Annotated in this window: 24 protein-coding genes, 1 tRNA gene and 1 pseudogene; 13 read left to right on the top strand and 13 right to left on the bottom strand. The window is 65.8% G+C overall.

Going from position 1 to position 21,369, the window contains the following annotated elements:
• Positions 1 to 18 precede the first annotated feature (18 nt).
• The 5 genes from AC5FRZ_RS05090 to AC5FRZ_RS05070 form a co-directional block, all read right to left on the bottom strand.
• Positions 19 to 1,182: an MFS transporter gene (locus tag AC5FRZ_RS05090; RefSeq protein WP_170093664.1), complete on the bottom strand. Its 1,164-nt coding sequence runs from the start codon at positions 1,180 to 1,182 to the stop codon at positions 19 to 21.
• 212 nt (positions 1,183 to 1,394) lie between these two features.
• Positions 1,395 to 1,934 carry a peptidylprolyl isomerase gene (locus AC5FRZ_RS05085; protein ID WP_493564057.1) on the bottom strand — a complete coding sequence of 180 codons (540 nt, stop codon included), beginning with the start codon at positions 1,932 to 1,934 and terminating at the stop codon, positions 1,395 to 1,397.
• A gap of 127 nt (positions 1,935 to 2,061) precedes the next feature.
• Positions 2,062 to 2,667, bottom strand: coding sequence for a methyltransferase family protein (locus AC5FRZ_RS05080; protein WP_493564056.1), 606 nt, complete (start codon positions 2,665 to 2,667; stop codon positions 2,062 to 2,064).
• A 63-nt stretch (positions 2,668 to 2,730) separates the two neighbouring features.
• Positions 2,731 to 3,429 carry an NAD-binding protein gene (locus AC5FRZ_RS05075; RefSeq protein ID WP_372480808.1) on the bottom strand — a complete coding sequence of 233 codons (699 nt, stop codon included), beginning with the start codon at positions 3,427 to 3,429 and terminating at the stop codon, positions 2,731 to 2,733.
• A gap of 254 nt (positions 3,430 to 3,683) precedes the next feature.
• Complete coding sequence (locus AC5FRZ_RS05070) at positions 3,684 to 4,277, bottom strand: class I SAM-dependent methyltransferase (RefSeq protein WP_493564055.1); 594 nt, start codon at positions 4,275 to 4,277, stop codon at positions 3,684 to 3,686.
• An 84-nt stretch (positions 4,278 to 4,361) separates the two neighbouring features.
• Between AC5FRZ_RS05070 and AC5FRZ_RS05065 the strand changes: the two genes are divergently transcribed.
• The gene (locus AC5FRZ_RS05065; RefSeq protein WP_493564054.1) at positions 4,362 to 5,129 is read left to right on the top strand and encodes a hypothetical protein; all 768 of its coding nucleotides are present in this window, start codon (positions 4,362 to 4,364) and stop codon (positions 5,127 to 5,129) included.
• Here AC5FRZ_RS05065 and AC5FRZ_RS05060 read toward each other — a convergent pair.
• Positions 5,119 to 6,024 (bottom strand): alpha/beta fold hydrolase, encoded by a 906-nt coding sequence (locus AC5FRZ_RS05060; protein ID WP_493564053.1) that lies wholly within the window; start codon positions 6,022 to 6,024, stop codon positions 5,119 to 5,121. The two genes, AC5FRZ_RS05065 and AC5FRZ_RS05060, sit on opposite strands and share 11 nt — an antisense overlap.
• Positions 6,025 to 6,050: 26 nt before the next feature.
• Positions 6,051 to 7,136 carry an anthranilate phosphoribosyltransferase gene (locus AC5FRZ_RS05055; RefSeq protein WP_493564052.1) on the bottom strand — a complete coding sequence of 362 codons (1,086 nt, stop codon included), beginning with the start codon at positions 7,134 to 7,136 and terminating at the stop codon, positions 6,051 to 6,053.
• Between the two features lie 136 nt (positions 7,137 to 7,272).
• Here AC5FRZ_RS05055 and ahbB point away from each other — a divergent pair, with 136 nt between their 5' ends.
• From ahbB to mptA, 3 genes are all read left to right on the top strand, one after another.
• Positions 7,273 to 8,310, top strand: coding sequence for a siroheme decarboxylase subunit beta (ahbB, locus tag AC5FRZ_RS05050; RefSeq protein ID WP_372479469.1), 1,038 nt, complete (start codon positions 7,273 to 7,275; stop codon positions 8,308 to 8,310).
• 93 nt (positions 8,311 to 8,403) lie between these two features.
• The gene (locus AC5FRZ_RS05045) at positions 8,404 to 8,997 is read left to right on the top strand and encodes a HalX domain-containing protein (RefSeq protein WP_153552637.1); all 594 of its coding nucleotides are present in this window, start codon (positions 8,404 to 8,406) and stop codon (positions 8,995 to 8,997) included.
• Positions 8,998 to 9,075: 78 nt separating this feature from the next.
• The gene (mptA, locus tag AC5FRZ_RS05040) at positions 9,076 to 10,005 is read left to right on the top strand and encodes a GTP cyclohydrolase MptA (protein WP_208628721.1); all 930 of its coding nucleotides are present in this window, start codon (positions 9,076 to 9,078) and stop codon (positions 10,003 to 10,005) included.
• A gap of 4 nt (positions 10,006 to 10,009) precedes the next feature.
• Here the strand turns inward: mptA and AC5FRZ_RS05035 are convergent, their stop codons facing one another.
• Together AC5FRZ_RS05035 and AC5FRZ_RS05030 are read right to left on the bottom strand one after the other, a co-directional pair.
• Positions 10,010 to 10,813: a TrmB family transcriptional regulator gene (locus AC5FRZ_RS05035; RefSeq protein WP_170093654.1), complete on the bottom strand. Its 804-nt coding sequence runs from the start codon at positions 10,811 to 10,813 to the stop codon at positions 10,010 to 10,012.
• Positions 10,814 to 10,886: 73 nt separating this feature from the next.
• On the bottom strand, positions 10,887 to 12,521 hold the full coding sequence (locus tag AC5FRZ_RS05030; protein WP_493564051.1) for a DUF255 domain-containing protein: 1,635 nt from the start codon (positions 12,519 to 12,521) through the stop codon (positions 10,887 to 10,889).
• Between the two features lie 139 nt (positions 12,522 to 12,660).
• On the opposite strand from AC5FRZ_RS05030, the gene AC5FRZ_RS05025 reads away from it, so the two are divergent.
• The 9 genes and pseudogenes from AC5FRZ_RS05025 to AC5FRZ_RS04985 all read left to right on the top strand — a co-directional run bounded on the left by AC5FRZ_RS05025 (position 12,661) and on the right by AC5FRZ_RS04985 (position 18,318).
• Positions 12,661 to 13,239: an FxsA family protein gene (locus tag AC5FRZ_RS05025; protein WP_372479471.1), complete on the top strand. Its 579-nt coding sequence runs from the start codon at positions 12,661 to 12,663 to the stop codon at positions 13,237 to 13,239.
• A 167-nt stretch (positions 13,240 to 13,406) separates the two neighbouring features.
• Positions 13,407 to 13,480: transfer RNA gene (locus AC5FRZ_RS05020), tRNA-Ile, on the top strand.
• 169 nt (positions 13,481 to 13,649) lie between these two features.
• Positions 13,650 to 13,856: a DUF7386 family protein gene (locus tag AC5FRZ_RS05015; protein WP_493565075.1), complete on the top strand. Its 207-nt coding sequence runs from the start codon at positions 13,650 to 13,652 to the stop codon at positions 13,854 to 13,856.
• A 33-nt stretch (positions 13,857 to 13,889) separates the two neighbouring features.
• Positions 13,890 to 14,165, top strand: a complete 276-nt coding sequence (locus tag AC5FRZ_RS05010; RefSeq protein ID WP_493564050.1) for a ribbon-helix-helix domain-containing protein — start codon at positions 13,890 to 13,892, stop codon at positions 14,163 to 14,165.
• A complete protein-coding gene (locus tag AC5FRZ_RS05005) occupies positions 14,146 to 14,442 on the top strand; it encodes a type II toxin-antitoxin system RelE family toxin (protein WP_170093650.1) in 297 nt (98 codons plus the stop codon). The genes AC5FRZ_RS05010 and AC5FRZ_RS05005 overlap by 20 nt, the downstream gene beginning before the upstream one ends.
• 23 nt (positions 14,443 to 14,465) lie before the next feature.
• Positions 14,466 to 14,594, top strand: a pseudogene (locus AC5FRZ_RS05000) (DUF7386 family protein); the annotation flags it as partial.
• A gap of 649 nt (positions 14,595 to 15,243) precedes the next feature.
• Positions 15,244 to 15,687, top strand: a complete 444-nt coding sequence (locus AC5FRZ_RS04995) for a hypothetical protein (RefSeq protein WP_493564049.1) — start codon at positions 15,244 to 15,246, stop codon at positions 15,685 to 15,687.
• Between the two features lie 427 nt (positions 15,688 to 16,114).
• A complete protein-coding gene (locus AC5FRZ_RS04990; protein WP_493564048.1) occupies positions 16,115 to 17,899 on the top strand; it encodes a histidine kinase N-terminal 7TM domain-containing protein in 1,785 nt (594 codons plus the stop codon).
• Between the two features lie 44 nt (positions 17,900 to 17,943).
• Positions 17,944 to 18,318, top strand: coding sequence for a cupin domain-containing protein (locus AC5FRZ_RS04985; protein ID WP_493564047.1), 375 nt, complete (start codon positions 17,944 to 17,946; stop codon positions 18,316 to 18,318).
• A gap of 2 nt (positions 18,319 to 18,320) precedes the next feature.
• Here AC5FRZ_RS04985 and AC5FRZ_RS04980 read toward each other — a convergent pair whose 3' ends face one another.
• The 4 genes from AC5FRZ_RS04980 to AC5FRZ_RS04965 all read right to left on the bottom strand — a co-directional run bounded on the left by AC5FRZ_RS04980 (position 18,321) and on the right by AC5FRZ_RS04965 (position 21,334).
• A complete protein-coding gene (locus tag AC5FRZ_RS04980) occupies positions 18,321 to 19,154 on the bottom strand; it encodes a hypothetical protein (protein ID WP_493564046.1) in 834 nt (277 codons plus the stop codon).
• Between the two features lie 82 nt (positions 19,155 to 19,236).
• Positions 19,237 to 19,848 carry an isopentenyl-diphosphate Delta-isomerase gene (gene idi / locus AC5FRZ_RS04975; protein ID WP_372479481.1) on the bottom strand — a complete coding sequence of 204 codons (612 nt, stop codon included), beginning with the start codon at positions 19,846 to 19,848 and terminating at the stop codon, positions 19,237 to 19,239.
• Between the two features lie 49 nt (positions 19,849 to 19,897).
• Positions 19,898 to 20,770, bottom strand: a complete 873-nt coding sequence (locus AC5FRZ_RS04970; protein ID WP_372479482.1) for a mechanosensitive ion channel family protein — start codon at positions 20,768 to 20,770, stop codon at positions 19,898 to 19,900.
• 150 nt (positions 20,771 to 20,920) lie between these two features.
• Positions 20,921 to 21,334: an Lrp/AsnC family transcriptional regulator gene (locus AC5FRZ_RS04965; protein WP_018257790.1), complete on the bottom strand. Its 414-nt coding sequence runs from the start codon at positions 21,332 to 21,334 to the stop codon at positions 20,921 to 20,923.
• Positions 21,335 to 21,369: the final 35 nt, after the last annotated feature.

The raw sequence follows: 21,369 nt of genomic DNA, 5'->3' as shown, positions 1-21,369 counted from the left end.
GACTCTTCCCGCAGGACGCTACTGCCCGACGCCGGCCGCGTTGCCGAGTCGGCGCAGCGTCGACCCGTGAAAGCCCAGGCTCAACAGGAGGGCGGCGGCCGCAAGCGCCGACAGCACGAAGTACATCGACTGGACGCCCACGAGGTCCATCACGTTCCCGGCACCCAGTTGACCCAGCGCGCGCCCGGTCCCGATCCCGAACGCCGAGAGCACTGCCTGTCCCGTCGAGGTCAGTTCGTCGGGCGAGAAGCGGTGGGCGAACTCGACGACGGCGAGGTTGTACAGCGCCAGTCCGACGCCGAGCACGAGCTGGACCGCCATGATCGCCGTCGGCGTTCCCACGGCGGCGTAGACGAGGTAACAGCCCGCAAAGAGGGCGGCACCGAGCGAGAGCTGCGTGCGGTTGGCGAGCCCGATCTTGGCCATCGAGAGGAAGATGACGGCCTCGCCGACGGTCTTGACCATCCAGGCGGTGCCGGTGAGGCTGTCCGGCGCGCCGATCGCCCGGACGTACACCGAGAAGTAGGCGCTGCCCGAGGAACTGGCCCCGCCCAGCAGCACCGCGACGCCGAGCAAGAGCAGGAATCGTCGGTTGCGCAGGAGCTTGACGGCCTCGCGTCGGAGATCCGGCGTCAGGTCGGCGTCGGCGTCGGGCACGCTGCGGACGATCAAGACGAGCACGACCATCCCGACCGCGTAGATGTAGAAGACGATCTCCGTCGCGAACCGCGAGAGCAGCCACCCGATGACGAGACTCCCCAGCCCGAACGCGATCGAGCCAAAGGCACGGACCTGTCCGTAGTCGACGCCCCGAGAGAGGATCATCGCGTTGGTGATCGGGACGATCGGTGACCGCACCGTCGAGAGCAGCGCCGTCGCGAGCACGAGCAAGAGGAATGGATCGGGGACGCGCCCGGCCAGCGGGAAGGCGAGGATGGCCACGCTCGACACGCCGGCCGCGATCAACAGGACCGGCTTGGAGGCCGCGAAGCGATCGGCCACTCCGCCCCAGATCGGCTGGGCGATCATCCCGCCGACGACGAGCAGCGCACCCAACAGCCCCATCTGCCCCCCTGTCAGTCCGAGCTCCTCGAAGTAGGCGTTCCGGAAGACGATGAAGCCGTTCGAGGAGGCGAAGAAGACGAAATACAGCAACTGATAGCCGCGCTTGTCCCCGAGCATGGGCAACACTCTCGATTCCTCCTACTTCAAGCCACGGATACGGTACTACAGCCGTTGTTAATCATCGAAGCCGTCCGGCGACAGCGACCCGGTAGCGCCGTTCAGTCTCCCGCTGTCGAACGACGTGGGACGAACAGTCGCCGTTGGTCTCTCGTCAGCGTCGACAGCGCGAGACGCGTCGGACGGTTCTGCACAGACTACAGCCGGCAGTATCAGTCGTGGATCTCGACGCCGTCGATCGTGATCGGCGTCGTCGGTCCGTCGTGCATATCCGTGTCTGCGTTGCCGATCGCTTCGACGACGTCCATGCCGTCCGCGACCTCGCCGAAGACGGCGTGTTTGTCGTCGAGGTGTGGCTGGGCGTCGAGCGTGATGAAGAACTGCGAGCCGTTCGTGTTCGGACCGCTGTTGGCCATCGAGAGCTTGCCGGCCTCGTCGTGGCGCAGTTCGTCGTGGAACTCGTCGTCGAACTGGTAGCCGGGGCCGCCCCGTCCGGTGCCGGTCGGATCGCCGGTCTGGACCATGAAGTCCTCGATGACGCGGTGGAACTCGACGCCCTCGTACAGCGAGTCGCCGCGAACCTCGCCGCTCTCGGGGTCTTCCCACGTCGTCGTGTCCGGGGCCGGCTCGGCGTCGGCCGCCGGATCGTGCTCGGCCAGTCCGAGGAAGTTCTCGACGGTACGGGGTGCGCGCTCGTCGTACAGTTCCAGTTCGATGTCGCCCTTCGAGGTCTCCAGCGTGACGCGTGTCATATCCAGTCAGTAGAGAGGACCCGGCAAAACCCTGATGGTCGACGCTGCCCACCGGTACTACAGTAGCCATTGAAAGTCAATGCACACCCGATCGCACGACAGCAGTGTGATCGGTGTGTGACTCGTTTCAATTGTTACTATAGTCGTCGCCCCGGAGGCGTGCGATCGTCTTCCCTCCGACGAACCGAGGTACGTCGATCGCGTACTGCTCGTAGACGTCACCGTACTGTTCGGAGAGCCACGGTTCCTCGGCGAAGGGAAAGCTCACCCACAGCGCCAGATACAGCCCGCACAACACTACCACCAGCGGTGCGTCGGTGACCAGCAGAAAGCCGATCGTTGCCAGGACGTACCCGACGTACTGTGGATTCCGAGAGAGGCGATAGACACCCTCAGTCTGTAGTTCCTCGTTCATACCTCGTGTCTGCTCGACGCCGAGGGCCCGGGTTGCCACCAACACGACGAGGAAGCCAGCGATCAAGAGGGCCCCACCGAGGAGTCGCGTCCACGGCGGCAGTCCGAGCGCGTCGAACTGGAGAATCCCCAGGACGAGGAGCGATCCGTTTAAAACGTGTGAAAGCCCCCAGAAAGTGTAGTACTGCCAGTCGCGACTGCCGAGTGGGTAGTACGAAACCGTGCCAGAAATGCTCGCCAGGACCCCGGTGAGGTTCACGGCTCCCGCGAGTGCTCCCAGGCCGAAAACGAGCCACTCGAACGGTTGAATTACGACCATCGTTTTGAAATGAACGACAGATAACTGTGTAAGCTTTTCTGATAACTGGCAATCGAGTGTCTCTCACAGCCTCGCCGTCACCTGCTCGCCGCTGACGACTTCGGGTACGATCACCTCGTCGGCACCCGCACGACGGGCCAGCGCTTCGTCCATCCGACTGCCGGCCCGAACCACCAGCTCGACGGTGGGCGCGAGCTGACTCGCGGCGATGGCGATCTGGACGTTCGCGCTCGTGTCGTCGATAGCGCCGATCACGGTCCGAGACCGTTCGACGCCAGCGTCGGTCAGCGTCTCGTCCTGTCGGGCGTCGCCGCTGACTGCGAGGTGTCCGTCGTCGATCGCTCGCTCGAACTGTTCGTCTTCCTGTTCGACGACGACGACGTCGCGGTCGCGCTCTTGCAACCCCGCGGCGACGGTCTGTCCGAAGGTCCCGTAGCCACAGACGACGACGTGGTCGTCGAGTTCCTCGATCGTCTGTTCGATTTGCATCTGTCGAAGTTCCTCCTGAATCTGGCCGCCGAACGTCGCCGACAGCAGCGTCTCGCCGATCCACAGTCCCGCCACCACGAGTCCGGAGAGCACGACGATGGCGTACGCTTTGACCAGTCTGACCGGGCCGTCGTGGGACTGGAAGTGCAACTCGATGCTGGTCGGATCGAGGAGCCAGAACAGTGCGTCGACGACGCCGACGCCCGCGAGGACGCTGAACCCTACGACGCCCGCGACGACGACGGCGACGAACCCGAAGACCGGCCGGATCATCCGACGCAGGAGCGCCCGTCGCAGGACACCTCTGAGGAGCGTCCCGAGCACCGTCAACACCGCACCTCCGGATCGGACTGTGGTGGATCGATACGACGCGGTACGACTATCATGTGGGTATGTGGCACACCCTGTCTCGGAAGAACGAATGGTTATTGATACCACTTCTCATTAAACAGTATAGAGACATTAAATCCGAGTCTCGACATCGGGACGGGTACTGGGCCAGTAGCACGAGCAGTCGACGTGGCCCGCTACAGCGACGCCACGACGAACTCGGTGCTGGAGCCGAGCGGATCGTCTGCGCTCGTCGTTCGGAGGTCGTCGAAACCCGCGTCCCGAAGCTGTTCTCGTGTCCGCTCTCGCCCCGGTGCTGCGAAGAACATCTCGCCGCCCATCCAGCCGCGCCGAACCGTCTCGAAGCGGCCACCGGGCAGCGTCATCAGGACGCTGCCGCCCGGCTCCAGTACCCGAGCGAACTCCCGGTAGACTGTCGGCTGTTCGTCGCGTGGGACGTGAAAGACCGCGTAGTAGGCCGTAATTCCGTCGACGGCGTCGTCGGCGACCGGCAGCGCGGTCATGTCCCCCTGCAGGAGGCGGGCCCCGGGAACCGTCTCGGCTGCGAGTTCGAGTCCACGTCTGGAGAAGTCCAGTCCCAGGCTACCGGCCGGCAGGTTCGCCAGCGTCCGGGCACCGTCGCCACAGCCCGCGTCGAGGACGAGCGGGTCGGGCGGTAACTCGTCGAGGAACTCCCCGATCAGTGCCGCGTCGGAACCGCCAGGATCACGCTGGCGAGCGTACGTCTCGGCGACTTCCTCCCATGCCGCGCGGACGTCGTTACGATCCATACCGCCCCTTGGGGCTCGTCCCCAAAGAGTGCTCCCCGGCCAGTCAGATCCGACGGTATTTCCGCCCGGCGGCCAAGGAGTCGTATGGTCGATACGGCCACGGATGCACACACGGCAGCCGTCGACGCGGTCGCGGGCCGGCGCTACGAGCGTGCCGGCGACGAGTACACGCGAGCGGCACGAGCGAGACTCGCTCGTCCCCACGAGGGACACCATCCCTTCGAGGCCGACGAGAACGGCTGGATCGGCGTGGGACTACGATACCTCGCGACCGCCGCGGTCGCCTACCGCGTCGCTGGAGCCGACGAACGGGCGACCCACCGCTGTGTCGAGGGTGTCGCTGTCTCCCGGGACCTCGAACACGTCCTCGAACACCCGGTACAGCGGGCCTGCCTCGCCGAGTTCGTCGCCGACTACCGGGTCGTGGGCGACGTGGGAGACGCACAGGCGGCGTACGCGGACGCGGTCGACGCCTACGAGGTGGTCGACGTGGAGTCGCCACAGCGGTGGGCGACGACACCGCTTTTCGAGGCCGCGGCGGCGACGATCAAACAGGTCGCTCGCGGGCTCGACGACGGGGAAATCGCGATCACGTGGGCGGATCTCCACGGGGCCGATCCGAACGAGCCCGGCCCGTTTCTCGCTCACCGAGCGCAGTTCAAGCGCCAGCGCTTCCGGTCGCTGGTGGCACGTGCCGTCGACGACGGCACTCTCGCCGCGAGCCGCGGCACGACGGAGTACAACAACGCGAACTTCAGGTGTCCGGAGTGTGGCTCGACGGACGTAAACTGGGTCGCCGACCGCACGCTCTGCATGCGGTGTTCGACACCGATGGAGCGCTCTAGTCGGTGAAGAAGTCGACGAGAGCCTCGTTGACCCGCTCCGGCGCGTCGAACTGGACCCAGTGGCTCGCGTCGGGAATTCGCTCGACTGCGATGTCCGACGCCCACTCGTCGAGTCCCTCGGTCAGTTCGAGATCGAGCGCGAAGTCTTGCTCACCCCACAGCAGCAGCGTCGGCACGTCGACGCTGCGGTCGGGCTCCTCGCCGCCGGTCAGCATCGACTGCGCTCGCTGGCGGCCGAGCGCCCGGTAGTAGTTGACCGCCGCCGTCAGCGCGCCCGGCGTCGCGAGGGCGGACTTGTAGCGCTCGACGTCCTCGTCGGTGAACGCGTCGGGCCTGACTGTATCGCCCAGAATCGACTCGACGGCGGCGTAGTCGTTCAGTCGAAACCCCAACTCGGGGAGGACGGGCAACTGGAAGTAGAAGACGTACCAGGACTTCGCGATCTGGGTGGGCGAGGAGCGAAGCAGCCGCTCGTATCTGGTCGGGTGGGGCGCGTTCAGAACGGCCAGCCGATCGACGACATCGGGACGGTCGCTGCCGACGTGCCAGGCGATCAGGCCGCCCCAGTCGTGGCCGACGACGTGGGCTCGCTCGCGGCCGCAGTGCTCGATCAGTCCGGCGACGTCGGCGACCAGCTCGTCGACTCGATAGTCGCCGACGTTCGGTGGCTTCTCCGAGCGGTTGTAGCCGCGCAGATCCGGCGCGACGACCCGGTAGCCGGCGTCGGCCAGCGACGGGAGCTGATTGTGCCAGGAGTACCAGAACTCCGGGAAGCCGTGGAGCAAGACCACGAGGTCGCCGTCGGCGGGGCCGGCGGTCACGTAGTGCAGGCTGATCCCGTTGACCGTCGCGCGTTCGTGTGTCACCGCTTGCTCGTCGAACGTGGGTGTCTGAGATGTCATCTGAGAGCGTCGGTCTGGCGGTGTCGTCAGTACGAGCGGAGGTCTTCGAGGACCGCGGCGGCGCTGCCGTCGCCGATGGCAGCGCGGGCTTCCGCCAGGCCGTCGTCGAGACTCGACACGTCCTCGCGTGCGTAGATGCGCAGTGCGGCGTTGAGTTCGACGGCGTCGGCGAAGGCGTCCTCGCGGTCGCCTGCGACGACTTCCTCGGTGATCGTCGCCGAGTCGCCGGCCACGTCCTCGACTTCGAGGTCCTCGCCCTGGATGTCCATCCCGTACTCGGAGGTGCGGATCTCGTAGTCGAGGATGCCGTCCTCGTCGGCCTCGGCGTCGTCGGAGGGCCACTCGGCGACGACGGTCGCGCCGGGGCGGATGTCGTCGTACCCCTCCATCCCCTGGAAGAACAGCGCGCGGTCGGCGGGGTTGCGCTGGGACTTCGTGAGCGTCTTGACCATCCGCTTGGCGAACGCGAGGTGGTAGAAGCTCCCGAGGTGGACGCTCGCGTCGGCCGGATTCGCCAGCGTCTCGACGGTGTTGACGTAGGTCCGCACGCCCATCATGTCCCGCCGGTCGAAGAGGTCGTCGACGCCGGGGTTGAACTCGGGCTGGTAGTAGAAGCCAAAGCCAACGTCGTCGACCAGGTCGGCGCTCTCGCCGGGCGAGAGGTCCGTCGTCGCACCGAGTTCGTCCAGCACGTGCTTGTAGGCGTCGAGCTTCTGGGTCGGTACGCGATCGCCCGAGTGGACGACGACCGGCGTGCCAGCGGCGGCGGCGACGACGCCGGCCGCGACGCCGAGGATGGCGGAGGTGTGCTTGCCGTCGTAGTTGGCCCCGCAGTCGACGGGGTCTGCGCTGGGAGCCGCGACCTCGACGCTCTCCTCGCGCATCACGTCGACGAAGGCCGCCAGCTCCTCGGGCGTGTTTCGCTTCCAGCGGTTCGCCAGCCAGAACGCGCCCAGCGTCGTCTCGTCGGGCTCGCCGTCGAGGATCCGCTGGAACGCCTCGCGGGCCTGTTCGCGGCACATGTCTTCGGCGGACTTGTGTCCGGAGCCGACGACCTCGGTCATCAGACGCTTGAGCGGCCACTCCCCGTACTCGCTGGTCGCTTGTGACATGCGAACAGGTTCGGCCGCGACCGGCTAAAGCCCCCCGGTTTCCCACCGAGATTGCCGGTCGAGTACCCACAAATCTGGGGGATCGAGTGGAGAGACAGTCGAAAAGGATACACCACCACACTCCCTAGCCGTGGTGATGAGTCTCCAGTCGGGCGACTGGCGCGAGCGCATCGACGACGTGGACGCCACGCTCATCGACGGCTTCCAGAGCGGGTTCCCCGTCGAGGAGCGTCCCTTCGAAACCGTCGGCGAGGAGCTGGGGATCGACGCCGACGACGCACTCGAACGCGTCCGACGACTGCTCGACGCGGGCGTCTTCCGCCGGTTCGGCCCGGTGTTGAACCCCCCCGTCATCGGGTCGTCGGCGCTGGCGGCCATCTCGGCACCCGACGAGCGCTTCGACGAGTGTGCCGAGATCGTCAACGGCTACGACCAGGTCAACCACAACTACGCCCGCGACCACGAGTGGAACATGTGGTTCGTCGTCACTGCCAGCACCCGCGAGCGCCGCGACGAGATCCTCGCGGAGATCGAGTCCCGGACCGACTGCTCGGTGCTCGTACTCCCGATGTTGACCGACTACTACATCGACCTGGAGTTTCCCGTCGTCAACACGGATCGCTTCGCCCGCGAGAGCCTGCAGTCGACCGACGTGAGTGCGACCCGGATCAGCGAGTCGGCGGCCGCAGACCTGACGCCACTGGCCCGCCGGCTCCTGCTCGCGATCCAGGAGGGGATGCCGCTGTCGGCGACGCCGTACCGGGAGCTGGCTGCGAGCGTCGACGCGCCGGTCGAGGACGTGCTGGCGACGATCGAGCGCCTGCGCGAGGACGGCTGTATCAAACGAATCGGCTGTGTCGTCAACCACGTCGCGACCGGCTTCGACAGCAACTGCATGGTCGTCTGGAACGTGCCCGACGACGAACTCGACGAGCGCGGGCGGACGGTCGGCGAACTGCCATACGTGACGCTGTGTTACCACCGCCCGCGGCGACCGGAACAGGACTGGCCGTACAACCTCTTTACGATGATCCACGGGCGGGAGAGCGACGCCGTCGACGCGAAGATCGACGAGCTGGCGAGCGATTACCTGCCCGACGACCACGAGCGGCTCTACTCAACGGCGACGCTGAAACAGACCGGGGCGCGGTACGACGATCTCGTCGGGAACTAACTTACGGCGTCATCGACGAGGGGGCAAACTCCCAGACGGCGGCCGGTCCCCGGAACGCTTTTGCGTTAGTTGGTTCATAGTACACCTAGTCAGATGGCCGTGAGCGAGCGTGCGACTGTGCTGATCGTCGACGACGAGCCCGACGTGGCAGACGCCTACGCAGCCCAGCTGCGCGGTCAGTACGACATCCAGACGGTCTACAGCGGCGAGGCCGCGCTGGACGCACTCGACCCCGAGATCGACGTGGTGTTGCTCGATCGACGGATGCCGGACATCTCCGGCGACGCCATCCTCGAACGGATCCGTGAGCGCGACCTGCCGGCGCGGGTAGCGATGGTGACCGCGGTCGATCCCGACTTCGACATCATCGACATGCCCTTCGACGACTACGTCGTCAAGCCAGTCAGCCGCGACGACCTCTTCGAGACGATCGAGCGGCTCCAGAGCTGTGCGGCCTACCAGAACCACCTGCGGGAGTACTACGCGCTCACCTCGAAGTTCGCTGCGCTCAAAGCGTCCAAACGAGAGGCGGAACTCCAGTCGAGCGACGAGTTCCAGGAGCTCAAAGATCGGATCGAGGACCACCAGGCCGAACTCGACGAGATCGTCGACCGCTTCGACGAGCACGATTACGAGGCGATCTTCCGCGACGTGGGCGGTCGTGCAGAGCTGTCGCTGGACGAGTGATCGACCCACTCACACTGTGACCCCGCTTTTTCGGGGGTTCCGAAAGCACTAACCGAAGTTGTTCCCTAGGACGGGTCGATGAGCCAGCAACTGCCGGACGTTCAGGCGTCGAGCCCGGACGTCACCGTCGGCCTCAACCGCGTCGGCGTCACCGGCGTCGAGAAGCTCGTGAAGATCGACCGGGCCGACCAGCGCCCGATCGTGCTGATGGCGACGTTCGAAGTGTTCGTCGATCTCCCCTCGTGGCGCAAGGGCGCGGACATGAGCCGCAACATGGAAGTCATCGACGAGACGCTCGAAGCGGCGGTCCGCGACGAGGTCTCGGGTGTCGAAGCGGTCTGCGGTGAGGCGGCCGAACGCCTCCTGGACAAGCACGACTACACGACCAACGCCGAGGTGCGCATGGAAGCCGAGTACGTCACCCGCGAGGAGACGCCGGCCTCCGAACGGCCCACCCAGTCGACGGCCGACATCGTCGCGTCGGCGACCGCCGACGAGGACGGGACTCGCGAGGAGATCGGAGCCCGCGTCACCGGGATGACAGTCTGTCCCTGCTCGCAGGGGATGTCGGCCGCCCGCGCTCGCGAGACGCTGCGGGGCCTCGACGTCGACGACGAGACCATCGACTCGTTCCTCGAAGAGGTCCCCCAGCCGGGCCACTCCCAGCGGGGCCACGCGACACTGACCATCGAGAGCGAGGGCGCGCCCGACGTGGACCTGCTCGACGTGATCGAGGTCGCCCGCGAGTCGATGAGCGCGCGCATCTACAACCTCGCCAAGCGCCCCGACGAGGACCACATGACCTACGAGTCACACAAGAACGCCAAGTTCGTCGAGGACTGCGTGCGCTCGATGGCAGAGGGCGTCGTCGACCGCTTCGATCATCTCCCCGCGGACGCCGTCGTAACGATGAAACAGTCAAACGACGAGTCGATCCACCAGCACAACGCTCACGCCGAGCGGGTGGCGACGTTCGGCGACCTCGAAGCGGAACTGGCCGACGACTGAGGCGTCAGTCGCCGACGATCTCTCGGGCCCGCTGCCAGCGTGGCTCGAACTCCGCGTAGATCTCGTCCGCGAACTCCGGATCTTTCAGGTCGATGACGGCGAACGTCGACCCTCCGAGCGGGTGGGGAACCTCGATACAGACCTCGACGTCGTCGATCAGTTCGAACGTCGACGTGACCTCCTCCGTGGTGCGGTAGTGGTAGTTGTCGTACTGCTGGAGGCGTCGCTGGTAGGCCTCGCCCACGTCTGCCGGGACTGCCTCGACGAACGAGGGCGGCAGGAGCATGTACACCTCGACGCCGCGCTGGAGGGCACTCTCCAGTTCGTCGACCAGCCGGTCGGTCGCCTCGGTCAGGTCGAGTTGCCGGCCGGGCAGCGAGCCCACCATCACGATCCGCTCGTCGGCGGCCGAGAGCCGTTCGACCAGGAGGTCGACGGTCTCGGCAGGGCCGACGGCGGCGGTCCAGAACGGTTCCTCGACCGGCTCGGCGGATTCGAGTTGATTCGAGAGCTCGTCGACGATCTCCTCGTACTGCTTTGCCTTCTCGTCGAGCTGGCGTTTCTTGTCCTCCAGGAGTCGCTCCAGGGCGGTGTCGGGCTCGACCGGCGCGTACTTTTTGGGGCGACTGGCCGTCTGGCTGCGGACGAGGTTGTACGTCTCCAGACTGTTGAGCACGTCGTAGATGCGGCCCATCGGAACGTCACTGGCGCGTGACAACTCCTTCGCGGTTGTCGGTCCCGTGTCCAGCAGTGACCGGAAGGCGCGATCTTCGTACTCGGAGAGGCCGAGGTCTCTCAGATTCGCCATACCGACGACAGGACACGGACAGTCAAAAACGCATCGACAGTTTGCCCGCGTGTATCGTTTTTTCGAACGACGCCTACGCGTCGCCCGTCAGGACGGCTTCGAGCCCCGCCGGCTCCTCGGCCGTGCCGACCTGCTCGCCGCCTTCGAACAGGACCGCCTCGTCGCCGCCCACGTCGGGGACGACGACGGTCTCGTGGTCGGCCAGTCGGAGTGCGGCCCGGTGGAGGTCGCTCCCGGCTCGCGGGCCGACGCGGAGGACGGCGGGCGAGCGAAGCCGGGCGGCCGTGGCCGCGTAGTGTGCGACTTCGACGCCCATTCGGTCGGACGCACCGGCGAAGGCCGCGATGGCGTCGTGAGCGGCCGCCTGGTAACGCTCGTCGTCGGCGAGTGCGGCCAGATCGAGCAAGGCGTCGGCCAGCTCGACGGTCGCGTCGAGTGGGTACTGCGAACGCGAGCACAGACCCGGCCCGTCGGCCGGTCCGTCGCGAAACGCTCCGCTCTCGGTCTGGAGGTGTTCGATCGCCCAGTCGGCGATCGCTCTGGCGGGGCGGCCCTCGCCGAGCACCTGCCAGCTCGTCGTCAGCCCCTGCAGGACCCGCGCCTGGTCGAGGAGGAGTCCGGTCGGCCCCACGGCGTCGTCGGTCCGGTAGTGCGTGACCGCGCCGTTCTCGACGAGCGTCTCGGTGATCGTCTCGCGGGCGCGTTCGGCGTACCGGCGAGCCCGCTCGTCGTCGGTGTAGGCGGCGTACGTCGCCAGCGCGTCGATGGCCATCCCGTTCCGGTCGGCGAAGACCGTCTCGTCGACCTGGGGCGGGTCCGCCGAGGCCCGATCGCTGGCGTCCAGCCGGTGGTACGTGTCGTCGCCGGCCTGACTGGCGGCGAACGCGCCGCTGGTGTCCCCGCCGGTGTCGACCCACAGCTCCGTCGTCAGGTACTCGATGGCCCGCTCGGCGGTCTCGCGATAGGCCTCCTCCCCCGTGTACCGATAGCCGTGAGCGAACGCCCTGACGAGGCCGGCGTTCTCGTCGAGGAGCCGCTCGGTCCGCGCGTCCGACCACGTCCGGCCGTTCGCGTAGCGATAGAACCCGCCGTCGTCGGTGTCCCGGAGGTGCGTCTGAATCGCCTCAAGCGTCCGTGTCGCCTGGTCGCGAGCCCGCACCAGCGCGAACTCGACGGTCCGTGGCAACGGGAACTTCACGTCGGTGCCCCAGCCGCCGTACTCCTCGTCGTAGGCCGCGAGCAGCTGTTCGACCATCGCCTCCTCGATCCGTGCGGTCACCTCACCAGCGGGCGGTGCCTCGGTCTGCAGCGAGCGCGGGACGGAGCCGGCGGCCTCCCCCTCCGTCTCCCACGTCTCGCGGACACTGTCGAGAATCCCGCGGAAGCCGTCGGGCCCGAGATACGTCGCCCCGGTCAGCACCGTCCCGTCGGGCGTGAGAAACACCGTCGAGGGAAACCCACCCATGATGTATCGCTCGCGCACCTCGGGGTGGCGGTCGCCGTCGACCCGGATCGGGACGAAGCCGTCGTTGACGTTGGCCGCGATCCGTGGCTCCGCGTACGTCTTGCGGTCCATCTCGCGACACTCGGGGCTCCAGGGCACCGTCAGCGCGAGCAAGATCGGCTTGCCGGCCTCCCGCGCCGCCTCGAAGGCCGCCGGCCCCCACTCGCGCCACTCGACTTTCGTCTCCGCTGCGAACTGATCCATACCCGGGTTACGGAGCCGACCGGCAAGAGACTTGCACTCTCGGATCAGCTCGGTCAACACGCCGTCCGGTGACGTCGGGGCACGCTCCCACCGGTCCGATACTCGAAAAGCGTTTGAGTCGCGGCCGGCAAGTGCGGGTATGCTCCGGGTCATCGCGGTGTTGCTGTTGATACCGCTGCTGGACGCACTCCTGCTCGTCGTCGCCGCAACGCAGTTCGACACGCTCTCTGCGGCCGTCGTCGTGTTGCTCGTCGTCGTCACCGCCCTCGTCGGGATGTTGCTGGTCCGTGCCGAGGGACGCCACACGCTGCGCCGGATCCAGGAGAAGCTGGCGACCGGTGAGGTACCGACCGACGAGCTGGTCGACGGCGGCTTCCTCGTCGCCGCGGGCGCGTTCTTCCTCACGCCCGGCTTCGTCACCGACCTCCTCGGCCTCCTGCTCGCGCTGCCGATCACGCGCGCGCCGATCCGCATGGCCGCCAAACGCTGGCTCATCACCCCCTACCTCGACGCCAAAGCTCAGGGATTCGTGAGCGGCAACGTCTACGTCGGCGGCTTCCCCGGCCAGGGCGACGCCGGCCCGGGTCCGAGCGGTCCGGCCGGCGGCCCCGACAGCGGCCCGAGCGACGGCCCCGGTACCGTCGGCTCGGAGGGGTCCCCTTCCGGTTTCGACCACGACAACGCCACCGACATCGACTTCGAGGAACGCGACGAGTGAGACTGCCGACCGCCGGTCTTCGACGGCCCCTCGCTACACCGTGCCGGCGACGCTCGTGACACAGTGACAGCCGACAGGACGACGACGGGCGTGGTGTCGACCCACACTCCGCCCCCGAAAAGTAACGTTTAACAGTACCCCTCGGGTACACTCGGATGCACTCGCTCGGGCCGGTAGCTCAATCAGGTTGAGCGCTCGGCTGATAACCGGGAGGTTCGCGGTTCAAATCCGCGTCGGCCCATTCGTTTTTCACACGGTCGTTGGCTGATCGAGAATCGCAAGTACAGTCTTCGAGGCATTCGAGTTCTGGCGAGACGCTCCGTGAGCAGAACTGTCGAAAATCCGAGTGGTGCTGGAAGCCAGTTTCCCACCCTCCCCTCTGGCGATTTTCGTTAGCCGGAGGAGAAGGGCTGTGGGCCAGCGCGATCGTCGCCAGCGATCCCCACGACGACCCGCCGATGCCCGACGTACTCGATGCAGCGCTGACCCACCTCGTCGAGAGCGAGGACAACATTGACGACGCACCCGGGGAGCTGGACCCCGAGACAATCCAGCAGTTCAATACCAGTGTGATCGGGTTACGGTATCGGACGAGTGTCGAGAGCAAGTGGCGGTAGCGTTTTGTGTGAGTGTAACGGATGTACAGGCGTATGCCAGAAGCCGACTCGAACGACAATGATCCCGAGATCGACCGGATCAATCTCCGAATCTCGCGGTCGTTCCTCGACGTGGTCGACGAGACGTGGCGCGAGCGTGGCTTCAACAGCAGAAGCGAGTTCATCCGCTACGCACTCCGTGATTCGGTGAATCATCCCGAGGGCGCGGGCGTGTGGAAGGACCTCGCCATCAGTGAAGCGCAATTCGACGAGGGTGACGGCATTTCGAGCGACGAGGTCAAAGCGAAGTATGGATCAGACGACGAGTGATGACGATTGGGACTGGGAATTCTCGCCGCGCGCTGAAAACCAGTTCTCGCAGTTGGGGAGCGATAGCCAACAGCGGATCATCGACAAGCTGGAGGAAGTCGTTTCCTCGGAGTGGCGCGACCCCGACGACTTTCTCGAACCGCTGACGGGTTCGCCGTTTCAGAAGCTCCGTGTCGGTGGGTATCGCCTCGGCTGTCGACTCTTGCACGAGTCGAAGATGCTCCGAGTCGAGAGCGTTCGGAAGCGTGAAGGCGCGTACAAGGGCGACGACGATTAGACTGGAGTCCCGCTTACGACTGGCAGCAATTCCTCAACAAGGCCAGCGCGATCGTCGCCAGCGACCCCCACGACGACCCACCGATGTCCGACGTACTCGATGCAGCGCTGACCCACCTCGTCGAGAGCGAGGCGAACGTCGACGACGCGCGGGCTCGGCGTGAGCTTCCGTCCGGTGTGGTCACGCGCGAGCAGTTGGTGGAGATCGCCGACGAAGTGGCCGGCGTCGCCCGGAAGGAAATCCAGGCGCTTTGGCAGGCGGCGCTGCTGGTCGAGGAGCGGGACCACAGCGAGATCGGGAGCGACGACGTGGCCGATTCCTACGAACGGGCGCAGCGGTACATTCTGGAGCAGAATCTGGGGTCGCTGCCGTTCCACCACCAGTTACTGTACAAACTGATTCGTGTGGGCGGTGGGCTGACGGCTGGGGAGTTGCACGAGCGGTACGAGGCGGTGGCCGACGACGTGTTCCGTGAGCGTGGGCTGACACCGATCTCGGAACGGTCGAGGCGGTTGAAGCTCTCGAAGCTGGAGGATTACGAGTTGATCGAGGTGGAGGGGGAGAATCGCCATCGAAGCTATACTGTGAGGGATGGAAATGTTAAGGCCCCGATTTCAGTGAATTTGGTCGTCTCCGGGTGAAAATCTATCGAGGGTGACAAGCGAGTTGCTAAAATATTCATCTTTCTCCGATCCTTGAATTCTCAATTAGTGCCAAGACCACATTCATTTGAGATGCACTTTTTTATGCCGCATAAAATATCCGTCTGATTTAATTACTTCCAGATGGAAACGATTAGTGATGGATACGATACAAGCAGCCCCCCTTCAGAATATAGATACCGCATATGGGAACTCACCCGAGGACGCCATCGTTTCAGTAATACAACAACACCCGGCTTTTCATCCCGATAGTGAAAACAAACATCTCACTGATCGGCCAGAGTACATGGGTGCAACGCCCTCATTCCTTAATGAGTTTGATTTAAATGATGAGTCAAACTCTGCGGGTGAAAAAAGTCCCAAAGTGACTATCGACTGGGGATACTTTACTGGAAACTATGTGTACATATCAATCCAGAATATCTGGCTTGATTTGATGTACGATGATGGCGATAGAGCAGAAGTAAAATTCACTGCATCGATTGCCATTCCAGAAAGCCTTCTTGAATCTAGTAACACGGCGCCTACCGGAGTATATCAGTGGGAAGCTGAACGAATTAGTACAGAGCCAAAGTCTTTCTAATACGCTTTGAGCAAACGCGGAGATAATGCTGAGTGAATCCTCCCGGAAATCTAGCACCTATTTACCTCGAATCCACCCCTCGAACCGTCTGTATGCAGGACAGCATGGAGGTCGACAGTGGCGAGGAGGTGACTGTAGAGCACATGAAGACCCTCTCCGGCGACGGCACACGCTTCGTACCACGGAGTCCCCGGCGTCGCTCGTCCGCGTCACGCCCAGAAGCTCACCGGCGACACGGACGGCCCGCGGCCCACGTCGAGCGTCGCGGAAAAGACACGGCTGTCCCTCTCGGCAGGATCGGCGGCCGACGCCGGCCTCGGCGTGGTCCAGGCGGTCGACGCTGGCGGCTGACGACGCTGTCGAGTGGGAACGCCGGCACAGCGTCCACGCGAACACTTATACTCGGATCTGACAAAGACGAGAGCGGATGATCCGGCTCGGAACGGGGCTGCTGTCGACCGCCGACGGCCAGTCGAGACTGCTCGTCGGCTCCGAGCCGGTGTCGCTGCTGCTGGTGTTGACCGCCGCAGTCGTCGGGATGGGCGTCGCGTTCCTGGTGTGGCTCCACCGGGATCGTCCCGGTGCGCCGCCGCTGGCCGTGTTCGTCACCACGGCCAGCCTGTGGTCGATGGCCGAAGGGCTAGAGCTTGCGGCCGCCGGGTTCGGAGAGATGCGTGCGCTCGCACAGGCGGAGTTGATCCTCTCGACGGTCATCCCGCTGGCCTGGCTGGTGACCGTGCTCGAATACACCGGCAGAGGGGAGTGGCTCACCCGTCGTCGGCTGGCGGGGCTGCTGGTAGAGCCGCTGCTCGTTACGGTCCTCGTCGTGACGGCACGTCGCCACGCGCTGGTCTGGCAGTCGACGGGAACGACCGTCTTCGGGAACACGAGCGTCTTCGCACCGACCTACGGAATCGCCTTCTGGGCACATCTGGCGTACTCGCTGGCGCTGGTCGTCGTCGGCGGCGTGTTGCTCGGGCGTCTCCTCGTTCGGTCGAATCGACTCCACCGCTGGCAGAGCACTGCGCTGCTGGGCGCGATTGCCGTCCCGATGATCGTCCACGCGCTGTTCGTCCTCGACGCCCTCGACGTCGTCACCTCGGGGTTCGACCCGTCGAGCCTTGGCTACGTCGCCGCCGGCATCGTCCTCGCGGTGGGCATTCTCCAGCGCGAACTGTTCGACATCGGGCCGGTGACCAGAGAGATCGGTCGCGAAGTCGTCCTCGCCGAGATGAACGATCGGGTGTTGATCCTCGACGGCGAGGGTCGGATCGTCGACGCCAACCGTGCGGCCGAGACGCTGTTCGAGGGATCGCGCGACGACGTGCTCGGGAACACACTCGCGACGGTGCTCCCCGATCTGGCCACAGCGCTGCCCGACACACCCACGGAGGGGCGGCTCGAACTGCCCCTAGAGAGCGAGGGGGAAGTCAGGTACTACGACGTTCGCATTGCCGGACTGTCCCGCGCCTACGGCGTCCTCTCGGGGCAGGTCGTCAGCCTCCGCGACGTGACCGAGCGCCGACAGCGAGAGCAGCAACTCGACGTGCTCAACCGGCTCCTGCGGCACAATCTCCGCAACGACCTGAACGTCGTTCGGGGGAACGCCGAGCTGCTCGGAGCGGCCGTCTCGGGTGAGGAACACGACCGGATCGACCGGATCACGTCGACGACCGACGATCTCGTGGCGACCAGCGACAAGATCGGTCAGATCGCCGACGCGGTCGAACGCGACGAGCGATCGCCGATCGAGCTGTGCTCGGAGGTCGACGCCGTGGTTCGCGACGTTGAACCACGGTTTCCGGACGGAACGGTCACCGTCGACTGTCCCGAACCGCTCACCGTCACGGCCGGTTCGTCGCTGTGGACCGCGCTCGAAGAACTCCTCGATAACGCCCTCCGCCACGGTGGCGACGCACCGACCGTGACGGTGCGCGTCGCCGAGAACGTCGCCGATCGACAGGTCCGTCTCGACGTGATCGACGACGGGCCAGGGATCGACGAGGCCGAGATCGCTGCGGTGACCAGCGGCGAGGAGACGGCGCTGCACCACGCGTCCGGGGTCGGACTCTGGCTCGTGACGTGGGTCGTGCGTGGCTACGGCGGCACGATCGACTTCGCCGTCGAGGACGGGACGACCGTCACCGTCCGACTGCCGCGGGCCGACGGGTCGTTGAGCCTCGACGACGCGACACCCTCCGTGACCGAGTAACGGCGAGTCAGCAGGGTTTTGTTCACCCTCGGCGTCGCGAACCCATGGGATACCACGTCGTCGATCCCGCCGACCTCGACCCGGAACCGGATCGTCCGTCCGAGATGAAGTACGTCAGCGAGGCCGCAGACCTCGATCACATCGGGCTGCGGACCTACCGCGTCGAACCCGGCGAGTCGATCCCGCTGTCGGGCCTGCACTACCACGACGAACAGGAAGAGGTGTTCTACGTCCGCGAGGGGCAGCTGAGCGTCGAGACGCCCGATCGAACGTACACCGTCGATCCCGGCCAGTTCTTCGTCGCCGAACCGGGTAGTCCCCACCGCGCGCACGTCGCCGCCGACGCCGACGGGGAGTGTCGCCTTCTCGGGATGGGCGCACCGCCACAGAGCGACGGCCACAGCTACGAGGTGTCCTGAGTTCACGGAATCCCGGCGGCAAGCACCATCCCGACGTACCCGACCACGGCGAGCGGGAGTCCGACGTGTATCAGCCGGCGACTGTTTCGCGCGAACTGGCACAGCGCCTCGGGACCTCGTTCGGCGAGGACGACGGCTTCCAGAGAGTCGCTCCCCGCAGCACGACCGAACACGGTGACGGTGTCGCCGGGTGCGAGCACGCGCTCTATCTCGTCACCGTCGACTCGGCCGGTGAGGAATCCGGGACTCGCGTCGGTCGGGTCGACTCGGACGGCCCCGTCCGACCCGGTGAGATCGAACGGGACCGCACGCCGCTCTGTGGCGACCAGTGCCTGTCCCCGAGCCGACGCCACCTGCTCTTCTACGGCCCCAAATCCGGGGCACTCGCCGCGCTGGACGACCAGCGCCGGGCTCCCGTCCGACGCCGAAACGACCTGTCCGTCTCGACAGGGTTCTGCCACACCGTCGACGAGTACGTGGCCGCTGGCGGGGACCCTGGCGGGCGTCACCTCGTCGGCTGCGTGGATCGCCGTCGCCAGCCGATACTGTCGACCGCCGTACGCAGTCGCTCCGGCACCGACGAGAAAGAGCGTCCAGGCGAGGTGGTACGTATCGAGACCGGCGTAGTGTGGGGCCGCCGCCGGGTCCCCGAGGACGTACGTCGTCCCGATGCCGACGACGACGATCGCCCCGACTGTCCCGTAGACGACCGCCCGTCCTCGGTCTTCGAACAGGTAGCGGGCGATCTGCCAGTCGCGCCGATACTCGACGGCGACGAAGACAGCCGCGATCAGGCCCAGCGGAAGGAGAAAGTCCCACAGGAGGTGTTCGATCACGATTTCCGTTCACCTGTTTCGGAGAGAGGGCGACGTTGGCCACTCCTCGCAACGCGACGAGTGGCCGCGTCCGACCCGCGTGTTACTCGCCGTCGGCCTCGCTATCTCGTCGCATCGCGATCTCGAACCACGGACACAGGCGGAGCTGTCGGTAGAACTTCGGGTTCTCCTGGAGGTCCTCGTAGGGCACCCACAGCAGACCACCGACCTCCTCGGGGTCCCGGTCCAGCGAGGTGTCGGTCAGCGTCGCCTGCAGGACCGCACAGACCTCCCACTCGACGCCAGCGTTCTCGTAGTAGCGCTTGTACTCGAAGCGGTCGGTCACCCGGAGGTCGTCGTACTGGTCGGGCGTGATCCCGAGTTCCTCTTCGAGGCGCTGGCGGGTCGCTTCCTCCTGGCTCTGACCCTCGACCGGGTGGGACGCGACGGTGCCGTCCCAGTGAGTGTCCCACAGGCGCTTGTCGTGGGCACGCTGGGCCAGCAGAATCCGCCCCTCCTCGTCGAACAACAGCGCCGTGAACGCGCGGTGGCGGATGCCGTCGCCCGTGTGGGCGTCGAGACGGTTGGCCGTCCCCTGTTTCTCGTCGTTCGCGTCGACGGTGATCACGTCCTGGAGCGCGTTCTCGTGTTCCACGTCGTTCATGTCTGGCGTCTCGGCGGAGTCGCTCTTACTCCCTTCGGCTGCGTCGCTCATACCCGTGGCTCTCGGCAGGCACTCTTTGCTGCTTCGGTTGCGGGACGGATCAAGAACGTGAGGCGTCGGCTTCGTCCCCGTCGGCGAGGCGAACAGCGCCAGAGAGCTCGTGCTGGGTCGTCTCGGTCAGGTCGATCCCGGCGGCACGGAACCGCTCGTGGACCGCCCGGAGAAACTGGGACTGGACGGTGGCGCGCTGGCTGCGGTCGGCGCGGTCGAGCCAGATCGTCGCCGTCAGGACGACCGCGGTGTCGTCCAGCGAGACTACCTCGACCGACGGGGACGGGACCGACCGGACGCGCGGTACGTGCTCCGCGGCGGCGACGATTTCGTCGCCCGCCCGATCCACGTCCTCGTCGTAGTCGATCCCGAACTCGTGGACGATCGCCTGCGGGTCCTCGCTGGTCAGGTTCGTGACGGCGCTCGTGGCCAGCTCGGAGTTGGGGACCAGAACGGTCGCGTTCGCTGGCGTCTGGACCCTCGTTACCCGGAGGTCGATGTCCCGAACGAGCCCCTCGGTGTCGTTCCAGCGGATCGTGTCGCCGACGTTCAGGTCCGGATCCTGGACGATGAACGCCCCGGCGACGAAGTTCGACAACACGTCCTGTGCCGCCAGCCCAATCGCGAGCGTGATCCCGGCGACCAGTACCGTCGAACCGGCCAGCTCCCCGCGGTAGCCAGCGACTCCGGCACCGACGAGGACCGCGACGGCACCGACCAGCAGGTGGAGGATACTCCGGAGCGCACTCTCGAACGTCGGGTCGACTCGCGCCCGTGCCAGGAGCCAGTCGCCACCGGACAGGAGCACGAGTCGCCCGAGGAAGTAGACCGTCGCCGCGACCGCGAGAAACTCGCCAGCCTGGAGGGTGATCTCCAGGTAGCGATCGAGCAACCGCGTCAGATACCGTTGCTGGACGAGCATACCTGATCGTGTGCCCGGACCCAAAGACGGTTTCTCGCGGTTCACCGGCGAGTCCGGTTCCGCCTACCTGCCATTCACTCACAGCGCGCTCGCGGTCGGGCCGTTCGTCGAGAATCAGCCCCATCTCGCCGGATTCTCCAGTGAACGGCACTATCCGAGCCGTTCGTCGAGAATCAGCCTCGTCTTCGTGCTCACGACTTCCTCCAGCTCTCGGGCCTGTGTGATCAGTTCGTTGACGCCGCCGGTGTCGGCGCAGTCGACCACGAGCACGATGTCCTCCTCTCCCGACACCTGCCAGACGAAGTCGACTTCGGGCCACTCGGCCATGAGGTCGGTGACTGCGTGCGTGTCGACGTTGACGTCGACGCTGACCTCGATCATCGCTTTGACGTTGCCCGTCTGCGTAGCGATGGTGAAGCGCTCGATGATCCCCTCGTCGATCAGCCGCTCGACGCGGTTTCGGACGGTGCCCTCGGAAGTTCCCACCTCGTCGGCGATCTCCGTGTACGGCGTTCGGGAGTCTCGCCGGAGGATGCCCATGATCTCGCGGTCGAGGTCGTCCATTGAGGTGTGACGCTTGTCGCGGTCCCTACTTGAGG

The organism is Halomicrobium sp. HArcht1-1 (assembly GCF_058933285.1).
Note: the sequence above shows the minus strand (reverse complement) of the source record. Positions and strands in the feature narration are given on the sequence as shown.

Coding starts and splice junctions, on each gene's coding strand:
- AC5FRZ_RS05090 (WP_170093664.1), bottom strand. CDS start 1,182: ATGCTCGGGGACAAGCGCGGCTATCAGTTGCTGTATTTCGTCTTCTTC.
- AC5FRZ_RS05085 (WP_493564057.1), bottom strand. CDS start 1,934: ATGACACGCGTCACGCTGGAGACCTCGAAGGGCGACATCGAACTGGAA.
- AC5FRZ_RS05080 (WP_493564056.1), bottom strand. CDS start 2,667: ATGGTCGTAATTCAACCGTTCGAGTGGCTCGTTTTCGGCCTGGGAGCA.
- AC5FRZ_RS05075 (WP_372480808.1), bottom strand. CDS start 3,429: ATGATCCGGCCGGTCTTCGGGTTCGTCGCCGTCGTCGTCGCGGGCGTC.
- AC5FRZ_RS05070 (WP_493564055.1), bottom strand. CDS start 4,277: ATGGATCGTAACGACGTCCGCGCGGCATGGGAGGAAGTCGCCGAGACG.
- AC5FRZ_RS05065 (WP_493564054.1), top strand. CDS start 4,362: ATGGTCGATACGGCCACGGATGCACACACGGCAGCCGTCGACGCGGTC.
- AC5FRZ_RS05060 (WP_493564053.1), bottom strand. CDS start 6,024: ATGACATCTCAGACACCCACGTTCGACGAGCAAGCGGTGACACACGAA.
- AC5FRZ_RS05055 (WP_493564052.1), bottom strand. CDS start 7,136: ATGTCACAAGCGACCAGCGAGTACGGGGAGTGGCCGCTCAAGCGTCTG.
- ahbB (WP_372479469.1), top strand. CDS start 7,273: ATGAGTCTCCAGTCGGGCGACTGGCGCGAGCGCATCGACGACGTGGAC.
- AC5FRZ_RS05045 (WP_153552637.1), top strand. CDS start 8,404: ATGGCCGTGAGCGAGCGTGCGACTGTGCTGATCGTCGACGACGAGCCC.
- mptA (WP_208628721.1), top strand. CDS start 9,076: ATGAGCCAGCAACTGCCGGACGTTCAGGCGTCGAGCCCGGACGTCACC.
- AC5FRZ_RS05035 (WP_170093654.1), bottom strand. CDS start 10,813: ATGGCGAATCTGAGAGACCTCGGCCTCTCCGAGTACGAAGATCGCGCC.
- AC5FRZ_RS05030 (WP_493564051.1), bottom strand. CDS start 12,521: ATGGATCAGTTCGCAGCGGAGACGAAAGTCGAGTGGCGCGAGTGGGGG.
- AC5FRZ_RS05025 (WP_372479471.1), top strand. CDS start 12,661: ATGCTCCGGGTCATCGCGGTGTTGCTGTTGATACCGCTGCTGGACGCA.
- AC5FRZ_RS05010 (WP_493564050.1), top strand. CDS start 13,890: ATGCCAGAAGCCGACTCGAACGACAATGATCCCGAGATCGACCGGATC.
- AC5FRZ_RS05005 (WP_170093650.1), top strand. CDS start 14,146: ATGGATCAGACGACGAGTGATGACGATTGGGACTGGGAATTCTCGCCG.
- AC5FRZ_RS04995 (WP_493564049.1), top strand. CDS start 15,244: ATGGATACGATACAAGCAGCCCCCCTTCAGAATATAGATACCGCATAT.
- AC5FRZ_RS04990 (WP_493564048.1), top strand. CDS start 16,115: ATGATCCGGCTCGGAACGGGGCTGCTGTCGACCGCCGACGGCCAGTCG.
- AC5FRZ_RS04985 (WP_493564047.1), top strand. CDS start 17,944: ATGGGATACCACGTCGTCGATCCCGCCGACCTCGACCCGGAACCGGAT.
- idi (WP_372479481.1), bottom strand. CDS start 19,848: ATGAGCGACGCAGCCGAAGGGAGTAAGAGCGACTCCGCCGAGACGCCA.
- AC5FRZ_RS04970 (WP_372479482.1), bottom strand. CDS start 20,770: ATGCTCGTCCAGCAACGGTATCTGACGCGGTTGCTCGATCGCTACCTG.
- AC5FRZ_RS04965 (WP_018257790.1), bottom strand. CDS start 21,334: ATGGACGACCTCGACCGCGAGATCATGGGCATCCTCCGGCGAGACTCC.